Annotated in this window: 17 protein-coding genes; 6 read left to right on the top strand and 11 right to left on the bottom strand. The window is 47.4% G+C overall.

Annotation, left to right across the window (positions count from 1 at the left end; genetic code table 11):
* Positions 1-73: 73 nt before the first annotated feature.
* Positions 74-502, top strand: a complete 429-nt coding sequence (locus C7460_RS06485) for an FKBP-type peptidyl-prolyl cis-trans isomerase (protein WP_115867275.1) — start codon at positions 74-76, stop codon at positions 500-502.
* A 128-nt stretch (positions 503-630) separates the two neighbouring features.
* Positions 631-2,955: an FdhF/YdeP family oxidoreductase gene (locus C7460_RS06490; protein WP_245986205.1), complete on the top strand. Its 2,325-nt coding sequence runs from the start codon at positions 631-633 to the stop codon at positions 2,953-2,955.
* A gap of 183 nt (positions 2,956-3,138) precedes the next feature.
* Here C7460_RS06490 and C7460_RS23655 read toward each other — a convergent pair whose 3' ends face one another.
* Positions 3,139-3,309, bottom strand: coding sequence for a hypothetical protein (locus C7460_RS23655; protein ID WP_170147912.1), 171 nt, complete (start codon positions 3,307-3,309; stop codon positions 3,139-3,141).
* A 254-nt stretch (positions 3,310-3,563) separates the two neighbouring features.
* Here C7460_RS23655 and dinB point away from each other — a divergent pair, with 254 nt between their 5' ends.
* On the top strand, positions 3,564-4,772 hold the full coding sequence (gene dinB / locus C7460_RS06500) for a DNA polymerase IV (protein ID WP_115867278.1): 1,209 nt from the start codon (positions 3,564-3,566) through the stop codon (positions 4,770-4,772).
* 85 nt (positions 4,773-4,857) lie between these two features.
* Here the strand turns inward: dinB and C7460_RS06505 are convergent, their stop codons facing one another.
* The gene (locus tag C7460_RS06505; RefSeq protein WP_115867279.1) at positions 4,858-5,895 is read right to left on the bottom strand and encodes a sodium:calcium antiporter; all 1,038 of its coding nucleotides are present in this window, start codon (positions 5,893-5,895) and stop codon (positions 4,858-4,860) included.
* A gap of 102 nt (positions 5,896-5,997) precedes the next feature.
* Here C7460_RS06505 and C7460_RS06510 point away from each other — a divergent pair, with 102 nt between their 5' ends.
* Positions 5,998-8,931 (top strand): DNA polymerase III subunit alpha, encoded by a 2,934-nt coding sequence (locus C7460_RS06510; RefSeq protein ID WP_115867280.1) that lies wholly within the window; start codon positions 5,998-6,000, stop codon positions 8,929-8,931.
* 9 nt (positions 8,932-8,940) lie between these two features.
* Here C7460_RS06510 and C7460_RS06515 read toward each other — a convergent pair whose 3' ends face one another.
* Both C7460_RS06515 and C7460_RS06520 read right to left on the bottom strand, forming a co-directional pair.
* Positions 8,941-9,234 carry a type II toxin-antitoxin system RelE/ParE family toxin gene (locus tag C7460_RS06515; protein ID WP_115867281.1) on the bottom strand — a complete coding sequence of 98 codons (294 nt, stop codon included), beginning with the start codon at positions 9,232-9,234 and terminating at the stop codon, positions 8,941-8,943.
* Positions 9,234-9,473, bottom strand: coding sequence for a hypothetical protein (locus C7460_RS06520; protein ID WP_115867282.1), 240 nt, complete (start codon positions 9,471-9,473; stop codon positions 9,234-9,236). Before C7460_RS06520 ends, C7460_RS06515 begins: the two co-directional genes overlap by 1 nt.
* Positions 9,474-9,630: 157 nt before the next feature.
* Between C7460_RS06520 and C7460_RS06525 the strand changes: the two genes are divergently transcribed.
* Positions 9,631-11,265 (top strand): amidase, encoded by a 1,635-nt coding sequence (locus C7460_RS06525; protein ID WP_221409467.1) that lies wholly within the window; start codon positions 9,631-9,633, stop codon positions 11,263-11,265.
* A 2-nt stretch (positions 11,266-11,267) separates the two neighbouring features.
* On the opposite strand, the gene C7460_RS06530 is transcribed toward C7460_RS06525, so the two are convergent.
* The 7 genes from C7460_RS06530 to C7460_RS06560 all read right to left on the bottom strand — a co-directional run bounded on the left by C7460_RS06530 (position 11,268) and on the right by C7460_RS06560 (position 20,711).
* Positions 11,268-11,585, bottom strand: a complete 318-nt coding sequence (locus C7460_RS06530) for a type II toxin-antitoxin system PemK/MazF family toxin (RefSeq protein ID WP_115867283.1) — start codon at positions 11,583-11,585, stop codon at positions 11,268-11,270.
* The gene (locus C7460_RS06535; protein ID WP_115867284.1) at positions 11,586-11,804 is read right to left on the bottom strand and encodes a DUF2281 domain-containing protein; all 219 of its coding nucleotides are present in this window, start codon (positions 11,802-11,804) and stop codon (positions 11,586-11,588) included.
* Between the two features lie 83 nt (positions 11,805-11,887).
* Positions 11,888-12,211, bottom strand: coding sequence for a thioredoxin (gene trxA, locus C7460_RS06540; RefSeq protein ID WP_115867285.1), 324 nt, complete (start codon positions 12,209-12,211; stop codon positions 11,888-11,890).
* 116 nt (positions 12,212-12,327) lie between these two features.
* On the bottom strand, positions 12,328-16,554 hold the full coding sequence (dnaE, locus tag C7460_RS06545; protein WP_115867286.1) for a DNA polymerase III subunit alpha: 4,227 nt from the start codon (positions 16,552-16,554) through the stop codon (positions 12,328-12,330).
* Between the two features lie 131 nt (positions 16,555-16,685).
* Entirely contained in the window at positions 16,686-19,124 is a 2,439-nt protein-coding gene (locus C7460_RS06550; RefSeq protein WP_115867287.1) for an ABC transporter permease, read from the bottom strand.
* A gap of 150 nt (positions 19,125-19,274) precedes the next feature.
* Positions 19,275-19,814 carry a hypothetical protein gene (locus tag C7460_RS06555; RefSeq protein ID WP_115867288.1) on the bottom strand — a complete coding sequence of 180 codons (540 nt, stop codon included), beginning with the start codon at positions 19,812-19,814 and terminating at the stop codon, positions 19,275-19,277.
* An 87-nt stretch (positions 19,815-19,901) separates the two neighbouring features.
* Complete coding sequence (locus C7460_RS06560; RefSeq protein WP_115867289.1) at positions 19,902-20,711, bottom strand: outer membrane protein assembly factor BamD; 810 nt, start codon at positions 20,709-20,711, stop codon at positions 19,902-19,904.
* 359 nt (positions 20,712-21,070) lie between these two features.
* Here C7460_RS06560 and C7460_RS06565 point away from each other — a divergent pair, with 359 nt between their 5' ends.
* Positions 21,071-21,745, top strand: coding sequence for an outer membrane beta-barrel protein (locus tag C7460_RS06565; RefSeq protein WP_115867290.1), 675 nt, complete (start codon positions 21,071-21,073; stop codon positions 21,743-21,745).
* Positions 21,746-21,748 lie beyond the last annotated feature (3 nt).

A 21,748-nucleotide genomic window follows, 5' to 3' on the forward strand; every position in this document is an offset into this window, starting at 1 on the left:
CTAGCCGGCAGAGTGTCTAGTGGCCATTCTGGCTAACGAAACGTAATAAAACCAATAATCAATTTCAATAATTATGAGTAAAGCAAAAGCGAATGATACCGTAAAGGTACATTACACAGGAAAGCTTACTAACGGTCAGGTATTTGACTCTTCTTTGGAGCGTGACCCATTACAATTTACCGTAGGTGGAGGTCAGATGATCAAAGGGTTTGACGAAGCAGTAAATGGTATGGAGCTGAACGAGAAGAAAACAGTGACAATCCCTAGTGCTGAGGCTTACGGTGATCGCAATGACGAGCTTATTCAGCAGGTGCCCCGCACGGATCTGCCAGCAGACATGAAGCCTGAGGCTGGGCAAACATTGGTAGCTACCAATGAGGCTGGTCAGCAAACACACGTACTGGTACGTGAGGTAGCTGAAGACAACATTACCATTGATGCCAATCACCCATTGGCAGGACAGGATTTGGTATTTGAAATCGAGCTTGTAGAGATCGCATAAGGTCATACAAGTTGAAAGCATAAAAAAAGGCTACTCCGAACAGGGGTGGCCTTTTTGCGTCTTATAGGCGGTAGATATTGTGCTAGTATAGCTGTAGGTATGTGGATCCGATTAGATTTTTTAACTTCATGCAGCAACACTATCACTATATGTCAGATCCTACTCCATACCAACGAAACATATCCATCACGGGAACCATAGGCTTTGAGGAGCTGCGACGAAAAGCACCAGCCAGCTATGCTGCGGGGCTCCCAGCTGTAAAAGTAGCGCTGGAGCATGCGGCGCGCGAGGCGGGCCTGATCCGCAGTGTCAAGACGCTTGCGCATATGAACCAAAAGGATGGTTTTGACTGCCCGGGATGTGCATGGCCCGATCCGGACGACCGCTCTAAGCTGGGCGAGTACTGCGAAAATGGCGCCAAGGCACTCGCCGAGGAAGCTACACTGGAGCGGGTAGATGAGCAGTTTTTTCGAAAGTATTCCGTGGAGGAGCTTTCACGGCTTACTGATTTTGAAATAGGGAAAAGTGGACGTATCACGCGTCCATTTGTGTTGAGGCCAGGCTCCGTACACTACGAGCCTATAGAATGGGAAGAGGCGTATGCGCTGGTGGGAGAGCATTTGCGCCAGCTGGCATCACCTGATGAGGCGGTGTTTTATACTTCAGGGCGCTCTAGTAATGAGGCAGCTTTTTTGTACGGGCTTTTTGCTCGGTCCTTTGGCACCAATAACATGCCCGACTGCTCCAATATGTGCCATGAGTCTAGTGGTGTGGCGCTTTCTGAGACGCTCGGAATAGGTAAAGGGTCGGTTACTCTCGATGATTTCAAAGATGCTGAAGTGGTCATGGTCATTGGGCAAAACCCTGGTACCAATCACCCCAGGATGCTCTCGGCTTTGCAGCAATGCAAAGAAAATGGAGGGAAGATAATCGCTGTAAATCCTTTGCGCGAAAGCGGGCTGGTGCGCTTTAAAAACCCTCAGCAAATCAAAGGCGTGCTGGGTGGAGGGGCAGCGCTGACAGATATATACTTGCAAGTAAAAATCAATCAGGATGTGGCCTTGCTCAAGCTGATCATGAAGCGGTTGCTAATGCTTCACCGTGAGGGATGTGAGGTTTTTGATGAGGCTTTTATCAACGAAAAAACGTCTGGCTACAAGCAGCTGGTGGCCAGTTTGGATGCGCATGATGAGGTACACTTGCAGCGACTGTGTGGGGTTCCTTTTGAGCAGGTGGATCAGGCGGTGGAGCTGCTGGCTGCTCGCAAGCGGATCATTATCTGCTGGGCAATGGGGCTCACTCAGCACAAAAACGGAGTAGACAATATCAAAGAATGTGTAAACCTGCTGCTTCTGAAAGGTAGTATAGGTAAAAAAGGTGCGGGTACGTGTGCGGTGAGAGGACATAGCAATGTGCAGGGAGACCGTACGGTGGGGATCGTGCACCATGTGTCGCCAGCATTTAATCAGGCCCTCAAAGATGCGTTTGGGTTTGACCCGCCAGCCAGAGAGGGGTTAGATACCGTGCATGCTATCCAGGCCATGCATGAAGGTAAGGCGAAGATTTTTGTGGCGCTGGGAGGCAATTTTGTGTCTGCCGCCTCAGATACGGCTTATACTGCGCGGGCGCTGCAAAACTGTGAACTTACCGTGTCAGTCAGTACCAAGCTAAACCGTACCCATCTGGTAGCAGGGAAAACGGCTCTTATACTACCTACTCTGGGCCGGTCAGAGGCCGATCTGGTGGATGGCAAGGCACGCTATGTCACGGTAGAAAACAGCATGGGCAAAGTGCATCGCTCGCAGGGGCGATTGCGGCCGGCTAGTGAGCTGCTGCGGAGTGAGCCGGAGATCGTGGCGGGTATAGCAGATGCTTGTTTTCAGGGTGCGGGTCCTGTGGACTGGTGCACGCTGGGGAGTGACTATGAGCGCATACGCGAAAAGATCTCAGAAGTGATAGCTGGTTTTGAGCAGTATTCCGAGCGGTCAGCGGGAGGGGGGTTTTACTTGCCTAACAACGCCCGAGAGGCGGATTTTTCGAAGCTGCCAGGCGGCAAAGCGCAGTTTAGCTTGTGTAAACTTGCCGAGCATACACTCGATGAAGAATCGTTTTTGCTAATGACCATTCGTTCTCATGATCAGTTTAATACCACTATTTATGGACTTGATGATCGCTATCGAGGGATTTTTAATGAACGACGTATAGTGATGATGAATGCCGAGGATATGAAGCGCAAAGGCCTGAAGGAAGAGCAGGTGGTGCATCTTACGAGTCATTATGATGGAGTGGAGCGTAGGGCGGAGTGTTTCAAAGTGGTGCCCTATGACATTCCGGAAGGAAACCTGGCGGCGTATTTTCCAGAAACCAACCTACTGGTGCCTATCAATCATTATGCAGACAAAAGCAATACGCCAATCAGTAAGTCTATAGTGGTGCGTGTAGAGGTGGGGTAAAAAAAAGTATACCCCGAAAGGTGACTTCCGGGGTATTTGCTTGGTACAGTGGCATTACTGTCACTGAGGGGCTGATTATCTATTGGCACAAAGAGCTATACTCCTGTGTGTGAAATTTGTGCCTGGCAATAAGTACGGCTGGTGGATTTGGGTAATGATGGTTATTCTGATCTGGTTCTAAAATCAGGGGGTTTGTCTTGGAGTATATTGTTTCATGAAGCTTTCGCAGAGTTCTTTGCTGCCCACATAGAGGATGCCTTCTTTTTGGTGCATCACTGCAAAGCTTTGCATGCTGTTGCTAAACTTAAGTTTCAATGGCGATTCATTTCTGAAGATTTTTGCTAGTAGATTCATGGTGCTTTCTTTTCTCGTTTTCCTTCTCTTGTGCTCTTGTAGCATTTAATTATGATTCAAAGAAAAGGGATGTTTACATGCCTTATGGTCTTCACTCGTTGAGCTTGCGAGTTTGCTCGTTTAGTTTGTGGGTGGGCGGGTCTGAGCAGGTTGGGGTGCTTTATGTTTTTATTTTAACTAATATTTTTAGTTAAATACTAATAATATTAGTTTTGTGAGACATCAATGCTTCACCCTTATCACGCTTTGTTTTTATGAACGCTATACTTCATTTGGATCTGGATACGTTTTTTGTGTCGGTAGAGCGGCTCAAAAACTCCAAGCTCATTGGTAAGCCTGTGCTGATCGGTGGGACGAGTGATCGGGGAGTGGTGGCTGCGTGTAGCTATGAGGCGCGCCAGTTTGGGATACACTCTGCTATGCCTATGAAGCTGGCCCGGTCGCTGTGCCCGGAGGCGGTCATTGTGCGGGGCAACTCCGCCGACTATAGCAAGCAGTCTCGGCTGGTGACGGAGATCATGCAGGAGTCTCTGCCTGTGGTGGAGAAGAGTTCTATCGATGAGTTTTATGCAGACCTTACCGGTATGGATCGGTTTTTTGGGGCATGGAAAATGGCTACTGAGCTACGAGCTCGTATTATGGATGAGACAGGGCTGCCTATTTCTTTTGGCTTGTCCGAAAACAAAACAGTCTCTAAGGTGGCCACCAATGAGGCAAAGCCCAATAACCACATGCGGATCGACTATGGGCGTGAAAAGCATTTTTTGGCTCCTCTATCCGTTAAAAAAATCCCCATGGTGGGCGATAAGACATTTGCAAAGCTGGTGAGCCTGGGGGTGCGCAAGATCCATACTGTGCAGGAGATGTCCGTAGACCTGATGGAGCGGGCCTTCGGGCCAAATGGGGTTACCATTTGGCGTAAAGCCAACGGGATAGACCACTCTAGGGTGATTCCCTATTCGGAGCGAAAGTCCATTAGTACGGAGCGCACTTTTGATAAGGATACCATAGATATGACTAAGCTGCGGGGGATTCTTACCGCCATGGTAGAAAACCTCGGCTTCCAGCTGCGCCGTGGAGAGAAGCTGACGGGCTGTATCACGGTAAAGCTGCGCTATTCGGATTTTAACACTTATACGCTGCAGGCGCGCATTCCATATACGGCAGCAGATCATGTGCTGATTCCCCGTGCGCTGGAGCTGTTTGAGCGGCTATACAATCGTCGCCTGCTGGTGCGGCTTATCGGTGTGCGCATGAGTGAGCTGGTCAATGGCTTTTATCAGATCGACTTGTTTGATGATACAGAAGAGCAGCTAGGGCTCTACAGTGCTATGGACAAGATTCGTGATAAGTATGGAGACCGGTCGGTGATGCGTGCTTCGGGTATGATGGCTCGCACGATTGGCCGCTGGAATCCTTTTACGGGCGAGCCGCCACCACTGCTAGCCAATCGTAGGCAGTAGGTTTGTGATGTCCACTTCTCAGGAGACCAGGTATTGGAGTGTCTTGTTTGGAAGGAAGGGATAGCTTCTTTGAGATTCTTTTTCACTATAAGAAAAACAGTACAGCATATCCTCCTAAAAATAAGAGGATGATCAGGAGGCTTTCCCATCCGATATGCGCAAAGCCTCTTTTTTCGCGATCTAGCAGACCCAGCGTGAGGATAGCGGTGAGTAGGATCGTGAGTGCGATCACAAAGAGCTGACTACTTTCAAAAGTATGGTAGATGGAGCCGTCTGAGTATGCCGCATCTGCCACCGCTACAAAGAGGATGTCGAAGGTGTTGCCTCCGATGATGTTGCTCACAGCCAGTGTGAGTGCACCCTGGCGTACTGCGGCTATGGATACGATAAGCTCAGGTAGCGATGAGGCTACAGAGGTAAACATGGCGCCCATGACTCCTTCGGAGATGGTGGTCTGATTGCTGATCACAATGGCACTTTGAGCTAGAAAGTACCCGCAGATGGTGATGACCAGTCCCAGGGCTGTAAACTTAAGGGCAGTTTTGGGGAGTGAGAGTTGGGTGATGTTTTTTTCGTCTGGGATGTCTGGGCGGGTTTCGTCGGTTTTTACGGCTTGCCACATGGGCATGTTTTTAGACTTGGAGACTAGTTTTTTCTGAGCCAATATGTAAACGCCCACGAGTATGAAGGAGGCAGGATGGATGCTGAAAAAGTGGATCTCTGGCAGTATGCTCACGGTCATCAGTAGTCCTAGTAAGAGGATAAGTAGTACTGCCTGTATGATATTGGCAAGTGAGGCTGCAGCATGTTCCAGATTGGTCTTGCGGTAGGTGATGTCTGCTATGGCCAGAAAGACGGTTTGTGCAGCTATGCCTCCTATGGCATTGCTGATGGCCAGCTGGGGGTGGCTTTCGTGGGCTGCCGTTACGGATGTGACCAGTCCTGATAGTGAGGTGATGGCACCCAAAAACAATGCTCCAAAAAGAGCCTCACCCATGCCTGTAAGGTCAGCGAGGCGGTCACCTTCTTTGGATAGTTGCCCGCCCCCTATGGCAATGAGCAGGGCGCAGCATCCGAAAATTACGGTTGCTTCAGTAAGACTGAGGTCGTTGAAAAAATCCATATCAAGCTGTCTGTGATGACAAAACCATTGGCACGTCATTGTGTTTGAAGAAATTTAAAAGCTAATAATATTAGTTAAAAACTAAAATAATTAGCTTTGTGTATGCTTAATGTGCACTCTTATTTTAGCTTTAAATACGGTCTGCTGTCTATAGAGCAGTTGCTGAAATGGGCGCAGCGTGAGCAGCTAAAGGCGCTGGCACTCACCGATATCAATAGTACGGCTGGGAGTCTGGATTTTGTGCGGCAGTCGGCCAAGTATGGAGTGCGTCCCATTTTGGGGATAGATTTTCGCAACAATGCCGTACAGCAGTTTTTGGCAATAGCCAAAAACAATGCGGGCTTTCAGTCAGCCAATGCTTTTCTTTCGGATCACTTGCATGAAGGAAAGAAAATGCCTGCAGAGCCGGAAGGTGTGGAGCAGTGCTACATTATCTATCCGCTGCATAATGTGCCTGCCCGCCCACTGCATGGCTGGGAGTATGTAGGCGTGCGCCCGGAGGAGGTCACGCGGGTGCGGTTTAGCGCTGAGGTGCCTCAGCATAAGCTGATCGCATGCCCCACATATACGCTACCGCAAAAAGATGATTTTGAGCTGCATAGTGTGCTGCGCGCCATTGATCTCAATACGCTGGTGAGTAAGCTGGAGGAGGATGACGTAGCCCGGGAGACGGATGTGTTTATGAGCAGGGCTCAGCTCCTGGCTGCCTATGAGTACCTGCCGGAGGCTATCGAAAATCTGAAGAAGGTGGTGTCTGGCAGTGAGATTTTTTTCGACTTTAGCGACGATGCTGCGCCCCAAAACCTCAAAACCTGGAGTGGGAGTGAGGAGAGTGACTATCAAAAGGTGCGTGAGCTGTGCCTAAAGGGCCTTGCATATCGCTATGGAGCGCAGCCTGCCTTTTCTATACGGCGCAGGGTGGTCACAGAACTTCGGGTAATTCGGCAGATGGGCTATTTGTCCTATTTTCTCATTAGCTGGGATATAGTGAAATATGCGCGTGATCAGGGCTACTTCTATGTAGGGCGGGGTAGTGGGGCCAATAGTGTGGTGGCTTACCTGATGCGCATTACGGATGTAGATCCTATCGAGCTGGACTTATACTTTGAGCGGTTTATTAATCTTTTCAGGAAAAGCCCTCCAGATTTTGATATGGATTTTTCGTCGTGGGATCGCGATGATGTCACGCGCTATATTTTTGAGCGGTATGAGCATGTGGTGCTGCTGGCTACCTACAGTACGTTTCAGCATCGGGCGGTAATTCGGGAGGTGGGTAAGGCCTTTGGGGTGCCGGCTTATGAGATCGAAAAGCTCCAAAAGCAGCAAACCAAAGACCTGGATCATCATGCACGTCTGATTCTCACTTATGGGCATCGGCTGGCTGGTTTTCCCAGTCACCTGAGCGTGCATGCAGGAGGGATTTTGATTTCCGAAAAACCCATTCATTATTTCACGGCTACATCACTGCCTCCCAAGGGCTTTCCCATCACGCACTTTGACATGCTGATCGCCGAAGATGTGGGGCTTTATAAGTTTGATGTACTGGGGCAGCGGGGGCTGGGCAAAATCAAAGATGCGCTGCAAATCATCAAGGAAAATCAACCTGACCGGGCGCCTATTGATATTCATGATATCAAGCTCTTCAAAGAGGATGAGTTGGTAAAAATCAATTTGCGTGAAGCAAAGGCCATCGGGTGTTTTTATGTGGAGTCTCCGGCCATGCGGATGCTGCTCACCAAGCTCCATGCTGAGGATTACCTTACGCTGGTGGCGGCCAGCTCGATCATTCGCCCGGGGGTGGCCAAGTCGGGAATGATGCGGGAGTATATTTTGCGTTTTAGGATACCAGAGCGGCGCAAGGATGCACATCCGGTACTTTGGAGCATTATGCCAGATACCTATGGTATCATGGTGTATCAGGAGGATGTGATCAAAGTGGCGCATTATTTTGCGGGCCTTTCGCTGGCGGAGGCCGATGTGCTGCGCAGGGGTATGTCGGGTAAGTACCGATCGCGAAAGGAGTTTCAGCAGGTGCGTGATAAATTTTTTGCTAACTGCAAAGCGAAGGGCTATGAAGATCAGCTGGCGGCAGATGTGTGGCGGCAGATCGAGAGCTTTGCAGGGTATGCGTTTGCTAAAGGGCACTCAGCTTCTTATGCAATAGAGAGCTATCAGAGCATGTTTTTGAAGTCACACTATCCGCTGGAGTTTATGGTGGCCGTGATCAACAATGGAGGTGGTTTTTACAGTCGGGAGTTTTACATTCATGAGGCACGCATGCATGGGGCCGACATACAGCTGCCCTGCGTTAATTGGAGCGAGGATATCACAACCATACGTGGCAAGACTATTTATTTGGGCCTCAATATGATCAAAGATCTGGAGCAGCAAACTGTGAGGGCATTGCTGGTGGAGCGTGAGCAAAATGGGGTGTTTATGTCGGTAGATGATTTTGTGCGAAGGGTGAGTGTGTCGCTAGAGCAGCTGAGTTTGCTGGTGCGTATCAATGCTTTTCGGTTTACGGGCAAGGACAAAAAAGCACTTCTGTGGCATGCGTATTTTTTGTTGGGCAATACAGGCAAAAGCCAAAACAAGCTTTCGCTATTTGAGCCTGTGGTGAAGCGCTATACACTGCCTGAAATTGAGCATGAGGAGATTGAGGATACCTATGATGAGATGGAGTTGTTGGGTTTTCCGCTGCGTAGCCCGTTTCACTTGCTGCGGGAGCGCCCAAAGCGGTATGCGCTGGCCAGACACCTGCCGCAGTGTGTGGGTAAGGTGGTGCCTATGCTGGGATATCTGGTGACCATCAAAAATACAGGGACAGCACGTGGTGAGCGCATGCATTTCGGGACTTTTCTAGACGAGGAGGGAGCCTTTATCGATACGGTTCATTTTCCTCCAGTTTCCACTAAGTACCCGTTTACCGGAAAGGGGATCTACCTGATCGTGGGAGAGGTAGTGGAGGAGTTTGATGCCATCAGTGTGGAGGTGCACCAGATGAAGCGCCTCAAGTATCAGGTGATGAATGTGTGAGTTTGATGGCTATTTGTTTTTTAAGATGTCAGGAGATTGTTTGGTGCTTATAATGTCCACAATTTGTATGGTGTTATTATGCTCTTTGTAGAGTATCTTATAATCTCGCACCACGATTCTGCGGTATTTTGGATTGATGTCATCGATTTGGTACTGCTTTGAAAAATAGATGGTCTTTGGAGCTTTTAGTAAGTCTGACTTTACATTTTTTGCTCCACTCAGTGATTTGTCTTTATAGTATTCATAAATTTTTCTTAGTGCTTCTTTGGCTTGATTCGACCAAATAATTTTGAGTTTTTCCATTACCAGTTTTCAGACTCTCTCTCTAAATCTTCCTGGCTGATCAATTCGCCTGATTTTAGTTGTTCTTCACCTTTTTCCAGTCGCTCATTGTACTTTTTTAGGGTAAGTGGCTCTCCATCCACTGTGTACCCTACCGTTAGCTCTTGATCTAGAAGGTCATTGATTTTATCTAAAAGAGCAGGCTTTGTCACTGTCATGATTTTTTGCAGTACGTTGAGTTTTGTGTTCTGTAAATCCATCTGGTATGCAGTTGTGTTATAAAGTTAACTATTTCTTCATTCGTATGATTCATTAGGTGGATTTCTAGCCGGATCAATGGTGTGAAATCTTGATGCGACTAGGTTTAGCTCGCGATTTTAAAATAAGTTTACCCACCTCAACATTAACACTAGAAAAATGAAAAGACTTTTTTGCCTTGTGGCTATGGTGCTGGCAGCTGCGCATGTGCATGCCCAGCAAGATTCGATACAGAGTGCACTTCGACTTTTTGGCTTGCAGATGACCACTTCTGAAATCGATTCTTTGCGAGGATCTCTCGCTGATAATCTGGAGAGCTACGAGCAGATCCGATCGCTAGATATCTCTAATTCCACGCCTTTTTCATTGGTTTTTACTCCACCGGTAAACGAAGCTAAAGTGCCTCAGGAGCAAATGCCGGTTGATTTTGCGCTCCCCAAAAAGGTGAAACGTCCCAAAGACCTCAACGACCTGGCTTTCTATACGGTGGCGGATTTGTCTGTGCTCATTCGAGAGCGAAAGGTCACTTCCGTGGAGCTGACAGAGCTCTATATCAGCCGTCTAAAAAAATACGACGAGCAGCTGGAGTGTGTGGTGACGCTTACAGAAGAGCTGGCACTGGGGCAGGCACGAAGGGCTGACGTGGAGCTGGCAGCAGGAAAGTATCGGGGCCCACTACATGGCATACCGTATGGTGCAAAAGATCTGCTGGCGGTGGAGGGTTATCCTACCACCTGGGGTGGGGCGCCTTATCAGGATCAGGTGATCGATGAGACCGCCACGGTCATTCGTAAGCTGGAGGAGGCCGGGGCTGTGCTGGTGGCAAAGCTTTCACTCGGTGCGCTTGCCTGGGGTGATGTGTGGTTTGGTGGGGTGACTAAAAATCCATGGAATTTGGAGCAGGGAAGTAGCGGTTCGTCGGCCGGATCTGCATCCGCTACGGCTGCAGGGTTGGTGCCGTTTGCCATTGGTAGCGAAACCTGGGGATCTATCGTGTCACCCTCTACCAGATGTGGCACTTCCGGGCTGCGGCCTACCCACGGAAGGGTGAGTAAGTATGGAGCCATGGCGTTGAGCTGGACGATGGACAAGCTAGGGCCTATCACCCGAAGTGCTCAGGATCTGGCTATGGTGTTTGATGCGATATATGGTCCTGATGGGAAGGATATAGAAGTGCGACGTGATGTACCTTTTAATTATGTATACGATGAAGAAAAGGCTAAAAAATTACGAGTAGGGTATTTGAAATCATTTGAAACCAATGACTTTAACCCCAAAAATGACTCTACGGCCTTGAGTACGCTCCGTGCGAGTGGTGTGGAGCTGATTGAGAAGGAATTAAAAACAGGTGTGCCACCCTATGCCTTGAGTTTTATTCTTTCTGCGGAAGCTGCTGCCGCTTTTGATGACCTTACCCGTAGTAATCTGGATGATGACCTTACCCGCCAGATTATCAACTCCTGGCCTAATGTCTTTAGAAGTGCGCGGTTTATACCTGCAGTGGAGTATATACAGGCCAACAGGTTGCGGTATCAGCTGGTGCAGGATTTTAATGCCATGATGGCTGATGTAGATGTGTTGATTGCGCCGAGCTTTAGCGATCAGCTATTGATTACGAACCTGACAGGACACCCCTGTGTGGTAGTGCCCAATGGGTCCTATGCCGGTGGCACTCCGGGTTCCATTACCTTTCTCGGGAATCATTTTGATGAGGAGTCGGTTTTGCTATTTGCCAGGTACTTTCAGTCCATTACGGATTTTGATGAGGAGCATCCCGAGCTTTTTGTGAAGTAGGTCTAAAGTCCCAGGTAGATTCGGAGAGTGTGCTTGACGAGCAGAAGATCTTCGTTTGATAGGTTTCCGAGTAATCCTGATGCTATTGACTTACTAAGCGTAGCGATTTTCCCCACCCTTATGATGGATGGCTTTTTTAGTCCATTTTCAGTAGAAGGTGTGACTTTTAAGTCAAGTGTTGTGTTCCAGTGTGTTTTGGAAGAGATGAAACATACAGTGATGTCTGTGTTGTTGTTAGCTAAAACCAGGGCGGGTCTTTCTTTTACACCTGTAAGGTCAGTGAAAGGAAAAGGTATAAGTATTAAATCACCCGGCTTCATCTAGTAGCGTTCCTTTAGGTCATTTTTGGTGTAGATGTCTTCTTCATCGTTGAGAAACTCAAGGCTTTGTTCGCTTAGTTTCTCTATTCCCTTAGTTAGGATAACATTTTCTGATTTTCGAAGTAGGAAATCAGCGAAATCAGCAATTTCTTGCACTTTTTCCGGGGGCAATTGATGTAATGTGTTGAGGGTTTTATTTATTAGTTGCTCCTTTTCCATGAGACTAAATTTACTAAATAAACCATAAAAAAACCCAGCGCATTCGCACTGGGTTCGGTTTTACTGTTTTATATCAATCTTGCTTATGCAAGCTGCTTGTCAAGCTTTTCGCTAAGTGCAGTTTTAGGTACAGCACCTACTTGCTTGTCTACAATTTCTCCGTTTTTGAACACCAAAAGCGTAGGAATAGAACGAATGCCAAACTTCGCTGATACTTCAGGGTTTGAGTCTACATCTACTTTTGCGATCACTGCTTTGCCGTCATAATCTGCGGCCAATTCTTCTACTACAGGGGCGATCATCTTACAAGGTCCGCACCACTCTGCCCAAAAGTCTACAAGTACGGGTTTATCTGTGTTAATTACTTCCTCGAAGTTTTGATCAGTCAATTCTAATGGTTGTGCCATCGCTTATCTATCGTTTAAAAATTTACTTGTCAACAGAATAACGGCAAAGATACGTTTTTTGTTGATGCTCAGCCGCTATAGTGTTTCAATTGTTTGCTGAAGGACAAACCGCCGTTTTATGCCGTAAGTACGCGGTACTGTACCTCTTCTAGTAAGTCCAGTTCTTTGATCAGTTCATCAGTAAGTTCTATTTGGTGCTTACGGCTCATCATCTCTAGATTGATCATGCGATCTTCAAACGCACCTACCACGCTGATTTTGATCGGACACTTGCCTGGATATTTTCTACCAAAACCTTCGAGCTCGTTGATGAGTACTGGATTTACATCCGAAAGGCGCATCTGCAGCTCTATTCCCTTGGTCATTTTCTCACGGATTTCTCCGAGGGGCTCCATATTATTGATTTTGAGCTCCAGCTCGGTACCACTCCAGCGCTCTTGTACGATCCCAGAGATGTAGATAAACCAGCCGCTTTCGAGCATGGGCTTAAACTGAATGTAGTCCTGCCCAAACAAAAAGAAGCTGTGACTGTCTGAAAAGTCTTCCAATGTAAACTGCCCAAAAGGCTTGCCGCGCTTAGTCATCCGGTGGGCCACACTGCTGATTACACCGCCTATGCGCATCTCTCGTCCTTTGTGCTTTTCCAGGTCTTTGAGATCTGTGAGGGTAGCGTTGGTGAGGTAGTCCATCTCAAACTTATACTGATCCAGCGGGTGGCCAGAGATGTAAAGGCCTACCATCTCGCGCTCGATATTGAGCTCTTCAATTTTGCCGTAGGGCTCGATCTTGCCAATGCGCGGGCGCATCACCACCTGTCCGTCACCACCACCTCCAAAGAGTGAAGCCTGAGAGCTGTCTGCCTCCTGCTGCATTTTGTTGGCATAGCGGATGGATTTTTCAATGAGCGAAGCACCTTCTTCATCGGGCTCTACATACTGGCGTCTATGAAACTCATCAAAGCAATCAAAACCTCCAGCCTTGGCCAGACTTTCGAATGATTTCTTATTGACCGCTCGTAGGTTTACGCGTGTGGCAAAGTCGAAAATATCTTGAAAAGGCCCGTTTTCGTTTCGCTCCTCTATGATGGCAATCACTGCTGATTCGCCAGTACCTTTGATTGCACCAAGCCCAAATCGGATTTCTCCTTCTGCGTTTACCTCAAAGTTGAGCCCCGATTCGTTCACGTGAGGGCCCAATACCTTGATGCCCTGATTTCTACACTCTTCCATAAAGAAGCTGATCTTCTCTATGTTGTTTTGGTTGTGTGTAAGGACAGAGGCCATGTACTCGGCCGGGTAGTTGGCCTTAAGGTAGCCTGTATGATAGGCCACCACAGAGTAGCAGGTACTGTGCGATTTGTTGAAGGCATAGGCAGCAAAGGCTTCCCAGTCTTTCCAGATTTTCTCCAGTTTGTCCTGAGGGTGGCCCTTTTCCATGGCCTGCTCCACAAACTTGGGCTTCATCTTGTCTAGAACGTCCCGCTTTTTCTTACCCATGGCCTTACGGAGTACATCCGCTTCACCTTTGGTAAACCCGGCCAGTTTTTGCGAAAGCAACATCACCTGCTCCTGATAGACGGTGATGCCGTAGGTTTCTGCCAGGTATTCCTCCATGTCAGGGAGGTCATAGGTGATCTCTTTGCGGCCATGCTTTCGGTCGATAAACTCAGGAATGTACTCCATCGGCCCTGGTCGGTAGAGGGCGTTCATGGCGATGAGGTCTTCCAGCTTATCTGGCTTGAGTGCTCGCAAGTGCTTCTGCATACCCGGGGACTCAAACTGGAACGTACCGTTTGTGGCTCCTTTTTGATACAGCTCGTAAGTAACCGGATCGTCTAACGGAACTTCGTCTATGTCGATCTCAATGCCGTGGCGTTTTTTGACGTTTTCAATCGCTGTTTTGATGATGGATAGGGTTTTTAGTCCCAAAAAGTCCATCTTCAGCATGCCGGCATCCTCTACTACGCTGTTGTCAAACTGCGTGACGAGCAGGTCTGAGTCTTTAGCTCGGGCCAAAGGCACAAACTTCGTCATATCGTCTGGAGTGATGATCACCCCACAGGCATGTACGCCCGTGTTTCGCATGGACCCTTCCAGCACTACAGCCTGATTGAGTACCTGTGAGGGTAGGTCTCTGCCTCGACGCATTTGCTCCAGCTCGGGTACTTCACCCCAGATTTTCGAAAACTTCGCCCCCGGTTTTTCGGGGATCAGTTTGGCAATGGCATCTGTGTCAGGGAGAGGAAGCTCCATCACCCGTCCGGCATCACGAATGGCCGACTTGGGTGCCATGGTGCCGTAGGTAATGATCTGTGCTACCTGCGTTTCGCCGTATTTGTTTACTACGTAGTTGATCACGCGCTCGCGGCCTTCATTGTCAAAGTCTATATCAATATCGGGGAGTGATACCCGATCTGGATTTAGAAAACGCTCAAATAGGAGATCGTAGGCAATGGGGTCTACATTGGTGATACCTATGCAATAGGCCACTGCTGATCCAGCTGCCGACCCACGTCCTGGCCCTACAGATACGCCCATTTCCCGAGCCTTACTGGTGAAATCCTGTACAATGAGGAAATACCCCGGATAGCCCGTGTTTTCGATGGTGGCCAGCTCAAAGTCTAGCCGTTCGCGAATCTCGTCAGTTATTTCTTCATAGCGTTTTTTGGCCCCTTCGTAGGTGAGGTGACGCAGAAATGCATTTTCTCCGCGTTTACCTCCATCTTTTTCGTCATCAGGGTGTTTAAATTCATCCGGTATCTCAAAAGCGGGGAGCAATACATCGCGCTCAAGCTTATACTCCTCCACCTTGTCGATCACCTCCTGGATGTTTTCGATAGCCTCCGGCAGATCCGTAAAGGCTTCTTTCATCTCTTGCTGCGTCTTGAAGTAGTATTTGGCGTTTTTCAGACCAGGCCTAAAGCCCCTTCCACGCCCGATAGGAGTGCTTTTCTTTTCGTTTTCTTTGATGCATATGAGTACATCGTGAGCAGTCGAGTCTTTTTCATCGAGGTAAAAGAGCTCGTTCGCCGCGATCATTTTCACATTGTATTTTCGAGCAAAACCGATCAATACTTCGTTGAGGTGATTTTCCTCGTCCAGGCCGTGTCGGTTGATCTCAAGGTAAAAGTCCTCACCAAAGAGATCCAGCCACCATTGTAGGGCTTCCTCGGCCTGATGTTCGCCTACGTTTAGTACCAGGTTTGGTATTTCTCCGGCTAGTCCGCCACTTGTGGCGATTACGCCTTCCTTATATTGGGCAATAAGTTCTTTGTCGATACGTGGGTAGAGCCCATACAGTCCTTCGATGTATGCCAGCGAGCTCAGCTTGATCAGGTTGTGATATCCCGTTTTGTTTTTGGCCATCAGCACCTGCTGAAACCTGCGATCGGGGTTGTCTTTGGTAAACTGAAGCTTTTTACGCTCCTCAGCTACAAAATACTCACATCCCACGATGGGTTTGATGCCTTCGGCCAGGGCGGCACGCACAAACTTGAATGCCCCAAACATATTGCCCAGATCGGTGAGCGCCACTGCCGGCATGTCATATTCTTTGGCTTTCGCTACGATGGACTGTACATCTGGGGTTGCCTGTAAGATGGAGCACTGCGAGTGCACATGCAGGTGACAAAACGGGCCCTTGATGTCTTCTACAGCTACTTTTTCGCCACCAGTCCCTGTGGTGGACTTTTCTCGTGCCCAGGCAAAGTTGGCTGCTTCCAGGTCTGGGGCCTCATAGGTGATACTTCCCGGGTCTGTATCATCATGCGTTGGTATTACCTTTCTGCGCAGACACTCTATGAATGCCTGAGCCGTGGCATCTACATCATATGCTGCATCGTGCGCATCATCAAAGGGTTTGCCAAAGAGCTTTTCATAGAGCTCGATGAGTTTGGGCATCTTGATGCGCCCATTACCCATTACAATGTTGCAGTACTCTTTGGTGGCCTCACCAGTGTCTATATTGGCATAGCCATCGATGAGGTTTTCCTGACCCGTTCGGAGAAATTCCGCTCCGATGATCTTGTTGTCAAACTCAATGTTGTGACCCACAAGCACCTCGGCTTTTGTAACATCCTCATAGAAGATGTCCAGCACTTCGCGAAGGTCTTTTCCCACTTCGAGGGCCCTCTCTGTGGAGATGCCGTGTACTTTTTGTGAGTTAAACGGGATCGTGAATCCTTCGGGCTTTACGATGTGGTTGCCATTGGAGATCAGCTTACCATCCGGTCCATGGAGCTGCCAGGCGAGCTGAACTAGCCTGGGCCAGTTGTCAAAATCGGTAAGCGGAGCATTTTTATTCTTGGGTAAACCAGTGGTTTCCGTATCAAAGATTAAGTACATGCAGGGTGGTCTTTCTTAGCCAAACAAACTAACCTACAAAGTAACAAAAAAGGAGCTTTGATTGGTGCCCATTTTCCGGGCGTGTTCTAATAATTTTTTCCACAAGGCTGACGATCAGGAATGCAAATCAGCTATTCGTTGCGAAGTGAGTTTACGGGGTTTGCTCTGGCGGCTTTCCAGGATTGGACCCCCATGGTAAGCCAGGCGATAGTTGCTGCAGCTAGTCCAGCAGCCACAAATACCCACCAATGAATTTGCGTGCGGTATTCAAAATCCTGCAACCATCGATTCATGGCGATGTAGGCCAGCGGAGTAGCAATGAAAAATGATAAGCCCACCAGACGTATGAAGTTCCACGAAAGCTTATTGACAATGTGACTTACGGAAGCGCCCATTACTTTGCGAATCCCGATTTCTTTTTTGCGCTGCTCTGCAGTGAAGGCAGCCAGCCCAAATAGCCCGAGGCATGCGATGAATATGGCTAAAAAGGCAAATACGCCAAAGATTTTGCCAATCTGCTGCTCAGCCTTGTACAGGTTGTTGAAACGCTGGTTCAGGAAACTGTAAGCAAACGGTTGCCCTGGTGCGAAATCGTCCCACAAGGTGCGTAAGTAGTCGATAGTAGTAGCAGGGTTTTCGGCGGATACTTTGAAGGCGATGTAGCCAGTACTTTCCCCAAGGTGTAGTACCAGCGGTTCTATGTGGTCTCGAAGGGTCTTGTAGTGAAAATCTTCCACCACGCCTATGACTTTGTAGCTCGCAACTTCTACTGAGTCAAAGTTATTGCCAGCATAAGTGGAAACGTATTGCCCAGAGATGTCTGCTTCAAAACCCATCTGGCGTGCAGCCACTTCGTTGAGAATCACTGCGGTACTGTCGCTTGGGAAGTCTTTGGAAAACCAACGTCCTGTTTTCATCGTGAGTCCTAATGTGGACAGGTAGTCATGGTCCACCCAGTGATTGTTGATCACGTGTGAGTTGTCTCCGCTTACCGTTTTTCCAGGAAAGTAGATGTTGTTGTTATTCGAAGTGTTTACCGGTAGAAAACCTGAAACAGTGCCCTGTTGAATTCTCGAATCACGCAAGGCCTCTGCTTTGTATGCTTTTACTTTTTTGTCCAGTATCCAGGCATCATGAATCATGATGATATGGTCCTTATCAAAGCCGAGCTTTTTGTTTTGGATATAAGATAGCTGATCAAAAACAATAGCCGTACCTACGATCATCATAATCGAAACGGTAAACTGTAGCACCACCAGTGTGCTTCGTATACCTCCACTTTTTAGCCCTAGCGTAAGCTTTCCCTTGAGGGTTTGGGCAGGCTGAAAGGCTGACAGATAGAATGCCGGATAACTACCAGCCAGCAGCCCAACTACGATGAGTATGACAAGTGCTGTGATGCCAAAAGCAGGAGTAAGTAAATTTTGAAAGGCAAGTGTCTTGCCAGAGAGCTCATTAAAAGCAGGCAATAGCAGGTATACAAAGCCTATGGCTAAAACCGTGGATATGAAGGAAAGCAAGATGGCTTCACTAAGAAACTGTCGGATGAGCTGTGGGCGGATGGCACCAAGGACTTTTCGGATGCCCACTTCTTTTGCCCGGTTTGCAGAGCGGGCAGTGGCCAAATTCATAAAATTGATGCAGGCCAGTAGTAAAATGAAAAGAGCAATAGCTGTGAAGATGTAGACATATTTGATGTCTCCGTTTCCTGAAAGGTCACCCAGTTTGTCGGAGTGGAGGTGAATGTCAGTTAGTGGGATGAGGCTGATCCCGGCTTTGTTGCCGAGGCTTGAGAAATCCTCCAGGGACATGTTCATGTACTTTTGGATCTCAGGTCCCATTTTTGATTCGATCAGCTGTGGAAATTTAGCTTCTAAAGCTTGATGGTTTGCTTGCGGGTCTAGTTTCAGGTAAGTGTTGAAGTTGAAGCTCATCCATACTGGCGATTCTGCATCTTCCCGATCTAGCATGGTCAGGAGAATATTGTGCTGAAAGTGACTGTTATCAGGAAGGTCTTCATACACACCCGTTACTTCATAGTCGAGGTGGTTGTCAAGCACCACCATTTCACCTACAGGGTTAGTGTCACCAAAGATCTTGGTGGCAGTGGTGCGGTCCATGACCAGTGTGCGAGGACGCGACAGGCAGGTTTCAGGGTCGCCGTAGATTAGAGGGATGCCCCAAAAAGTGAAGAAGTTCGGATCTGCATTGATTACGTTTTCTTCTTTAAACGTAGTTTGTTCTCCTTGTCGTTTGACAAACCAGTTGCCCGTGGTTCTGAAGCGAAAGGCGTCTTCTACTTCCGGGTAGTCGGCTTTCATGGCGGCTGCACCCGGTGCACACATGAGGGCGGTGATGAATTCATTGCCATTGATGGTGCCGCTGAAGTCCATTCTGTAGATGCGTTCCGCATCGGCGTGATGTTGGTCATAGCTTACTTCGTGCGAGACAAAAAGCATAATGAGTAGAAAGCACGTAAGGCCTGTGGATAGGCCCAGGATATTGATGAGTGTATAGAACTTTTGCTTTCTAAGGTTGCGCAATGCGACGATCAGGTAGTTGGTGAGCATGGTTTCGGTAGGTTTTTAATTAGTAGATGCGTGCGTGACTTGAAGGGTTGCTTTATACACGTATTATCACTACCATATAATGACGAGTAGTAGGCAATGCAAGGTTGTGGTGTTTATTCTAAGCGGCGCTTTTTTGCTTTGACTGGCATTTTAGTTTTGGAGTCGGAGCTTTTGGCTTAGAAATTCCACCATTGATTTGATGGATTCTTCTTCCTTAGAGCGGGAGATTATGCTCAAAAACTTTTGTTTTTCCTTTCCTACCAAAAGATTAAAGGTGTAGATGAAATCTTGATAGCCATCCTTGAAAGGGCTGACATCACTTGTTACCACTGCTTCATCTACTTGCAAGCTGCTGATGTCGTTAAACCGGAGAGATTTATGAAAGGTGAGACCTCCGTTTAGCTCAATTTTATCTTCATTTTGATCAATTGTGATTTTGGAGGGGTATTTCCAGCGTTCATAGATAAAGGGAACTCCTATGAAGAACAGCCCTGAAATTACTGTGGCGTAGTGAAGACCGAAGTACATTCCAAACGTAAGGATGAGAATGCCAATGACTATCAGAATGATGGAGAAAGTTTTGCCGGATTGTACGCTTTTACGCAGTACCAGCTGGTTAGGGCGTTCTTCCAGTGCATAGCCATTGTCCGATAGGAGAGGCCATGTTGGGGTTTTAGATGAGGCAGACATGAATTTTAGGCGACAGTTAATCTTTCGTTAAAATAAAAAATCCCGACGTAAATCGGGATTTTTTTCGTTGAAAGCTGTCGGAAGGAATTATTCCAGGGTGACTTTTCTGGTAACTCTGTTGAACGGACCAGGAATAAAATTCCCGTCAGCGTCGACTAATTCCAATTCAATGGTGACTACTCCTTTGTCTAGTCCCTCTATATAGTAAGGCGCCCATTCAGTAATCAAATGTGTTTCACCGTTGATAGTAGCCTTTACTTTATTGCCATCAGGACTGATGGATGTGTTTACCAAAAAGAAGTCCAACATGAGCTTTTCAGTATCTGCACCTTTATAGGTTCCTTTTGGGCGGCTATAAAACAGGTGCTGTCCATTTGGGTCAAACTCAAGTGGGTTTTCTGGACTTCCTACCGTAAACTGCTGTACCACATGAGACTTGCCGTTTTTCACAGATTCGTGGTAGGACCTTGACAAGAAGGCTAGCACCACATGATTCCCTACAGGAAGGTTTTTGGTGAAAGTAGGCTCATAGTGTGCGCTGTAGGGGTCATTGTTAAGGATAAAATGAATGTGCTGTCCTTTGCCGGAGTTCGCAATGCCTCGTTCTGCTGCATCCGCGGTTTGTGCACCCAGTTCATAATTGGCCACCTCAAATTCAAACTGGGTATCTCCAGTGTCAAGTAGGGTTTGGGGTGCGGTTAGTTTTAAGGAAGCATCTGCATACTCAGGAGATGGAGGTGCTTTGTAAACAGTATATTTTTTCTCACCTAAAGCTTGTGCTGCTTCATCGATTTTTTCTTCGGCATTTTCATTATTTCCACTTTTTGGTGAGTTGCATGCAGCTATGCATAGAATTAAACTCAGGGGAATAATAAGTTTGAACGTGTGGTTTTTCATGGTTTAGAATTTTTGTGAGTGTATGTCAAAGTTAGCCTTTTGGTATGATTTACAAAGTGCATTGTAAGCTAACTGTTGTGAACAACAACACGCATTCAGGAAGGTTTTTTCTTAAAAGATGGTCGGGGTTTTAATTGCTAACATTGGGTAAAAAAATTTTTTTAATATATTCATAATTATGTGATCGTATGTGAATTCAATTTTAAGATTTGATAAAATAATCCTTCAGTTTTTGTGAACTGCATATTTTATTTTGTGAATACCCAAAATTGGGTATAGGCTTCGGTTTAGATTTTTCATAGGTTTGATGTAAGGTTAATGTAACCGCTTAAAATTTTACTAACCAAATTATGATTACTATGAAACAACTTACCATGGTTTTGGTGGGAGTTTTCCTATCAGTTGGTACGCTGTATGCTCAGGATGATGACCTGGGTAGCGGTGGTTCGCTGGATGGAGGAGACTTACTCATTGAGATCACAGCTAGTCCATTCAATGGAGATGGATGGGGAGACCAGCTACTGCATTTCGGGGCATTTCGAGCTCGCTATGCGGTGACTGACGTATTGGTGCCCAGATTAGGGGTTACCATGGATTTGAACAATACGCAGAGCACACCGGACGAGGTGTTGACTTACGGTCAATACGAGGTGATGCCGGGTTTGGAGTACCATTTGCGTATTGATGGAGCATTTCGCTCTTATGCAGCGCTAGATCTGATTTTTGGTCAGCGTAATGTTAGTTTAGAGTCTTCTACGGGCTCTTCTGTAGATGGTGCCAGCGAGGTGCCTACTTCTGCGAATTATAACTTTTCTGACAGAGGCTTTCTACGGTATGGTGTAAATCTCGGCTTTGGTGCTGAGTATCATTTAGGTTCCAGATTTTACATCGGTACCGAAATTGGATTCAAGCTCTACCAGGACAATATGGTAGAAGTGATGGTAGATGGTGAGAAGTTTCAGGATAGCGTAAAAGACAGCTATGCTAAGCTTAATACCATGAATGCTATTCGAATTGGATTCAAGCTACTCTAATTT

The organism is Marinoscillum furvescens DSM 4134 (assembly GCF_003386095.1).
GTDB lineage: Bacteria > Bacteroidota > Bacteroidia > Cytophagales > Cyclobacteriaceae > Marinoscillum > Marinoscillum furvescens.

Bases quoted from the DNA above. Each gene is read 5' to 3' on its own strand.
- C7460_RS06485 (WP_115867275.1), top strand. From the start codon at position 74: ATGAGTAAAGCAAAAGCGAATGATACCGTAAAGGTACATTACACAGGA.
- C7460_RS06560 (WP_115867289.1), bottom strand. From the start codon at position 20,711: ATGAAAAACCACACGTTCAAACTTATTATTCCCCTGAGTTTAATTCTA.
- C7460_RS06520 (WP_115867282.1), bottom strand. From the start codon at position 9,473: ATGGATTTACAGAACACAAAACTCAACGTACTGCAAAAAATCATGACA.
- C7460_RS06550 (WP_115867287.1), bottom strand. From the start codon at position 19,124: ATGCTCACCAACTACCTGATCGTCGCATTGCGCAACCTTAGAAAGCAA.
- C7460_RS06510 (WP_115867280.1), top strand. From the start codon at position 5,998: ATGCTTAATGTGCACTCTTATTTTAGCTTTAAATACGGTCTGCTGTCT.
- dinB (WP_115867278.1), top strand. From the start codon at position 3,564: ATGAACGCTATACTTCATTTGGATCTGGATACGTTTTTTGTGTCGGTA.
- C7460_RS06525 (WP_221409467.1), top strand. From the start codon at position 9,631: ATGAAAAGACTTTTTTGCCTTGTGGCTATGGTGCTGGCAGCTGCGCAT.
- C7460_RS06555 (WP_115867288.1), bottom strand. From the start codon at position 19,814: ATGTCTGCCTCATCTAAAACCCCAACATGGCCTCTCCTATCGGACAAT.
- C7460_RS06530 (WP_115867283.1), bottom strand. From the start codon at position 11,585: ATGAAGCCGGGTGATTTAATACTTATACCTTTTCCTTTCACTGACCTT.
- trxA (WP_115867285.1), bottom strand. From the start codon at position 12,211: ATGGCACAACCATTAGAATTGACTGATCAAAACTTCGAGGAAGTAATT.
- C7460_RS23655 (WP_170147912.1), bottom strand. From the start codon at position 3,309: ATGAATCTACTAGCAAAAATCTTCAGAAATGAATCGCCATTGAAACTT.
- C7460_RS06565 (WP_115867290.1), top strand. From the start codon at position 21,071: ATGAAACAACTTACCATGGTTTTGGTGGGAGTTTTCCTATCAGTTGGT.
- dnaE (WP_115867286.1), bottom strand. From the start codon at position 16,554: ATGTACTTAATCTTTGATACGGAAACCACTGGTTTACCCAAGAATAAA.
- C7460_RS06505 (WP_115867279.1), bottom strand. From the start codon at position 5,895: ATGGATTTTTTCAACGACCTCAGTCTTACTGAAGCAACCGTAATTTTC.
- C7460_RS06535 (WP_115867284.1), bottom strand. From the start codon at position 11,804: ATGGAAAAGGAGCAACTAATAAATAAAACCCTCAACACATTACATCAA.
- C7460_RS06515 (WP_115867281.1), bottom strand. From the start codon at position 9,234: ATGGAAAAACTCAAAATTATTTGGTCGAATCAAGCCAAAGAAGCACTA.
- C7460_RS06490 (WP_245986205.1), top strand. From the start codon at position 631: ATGCAGCAACACTATCACTATATGTCAGATCCTACTCCATACCAACGA.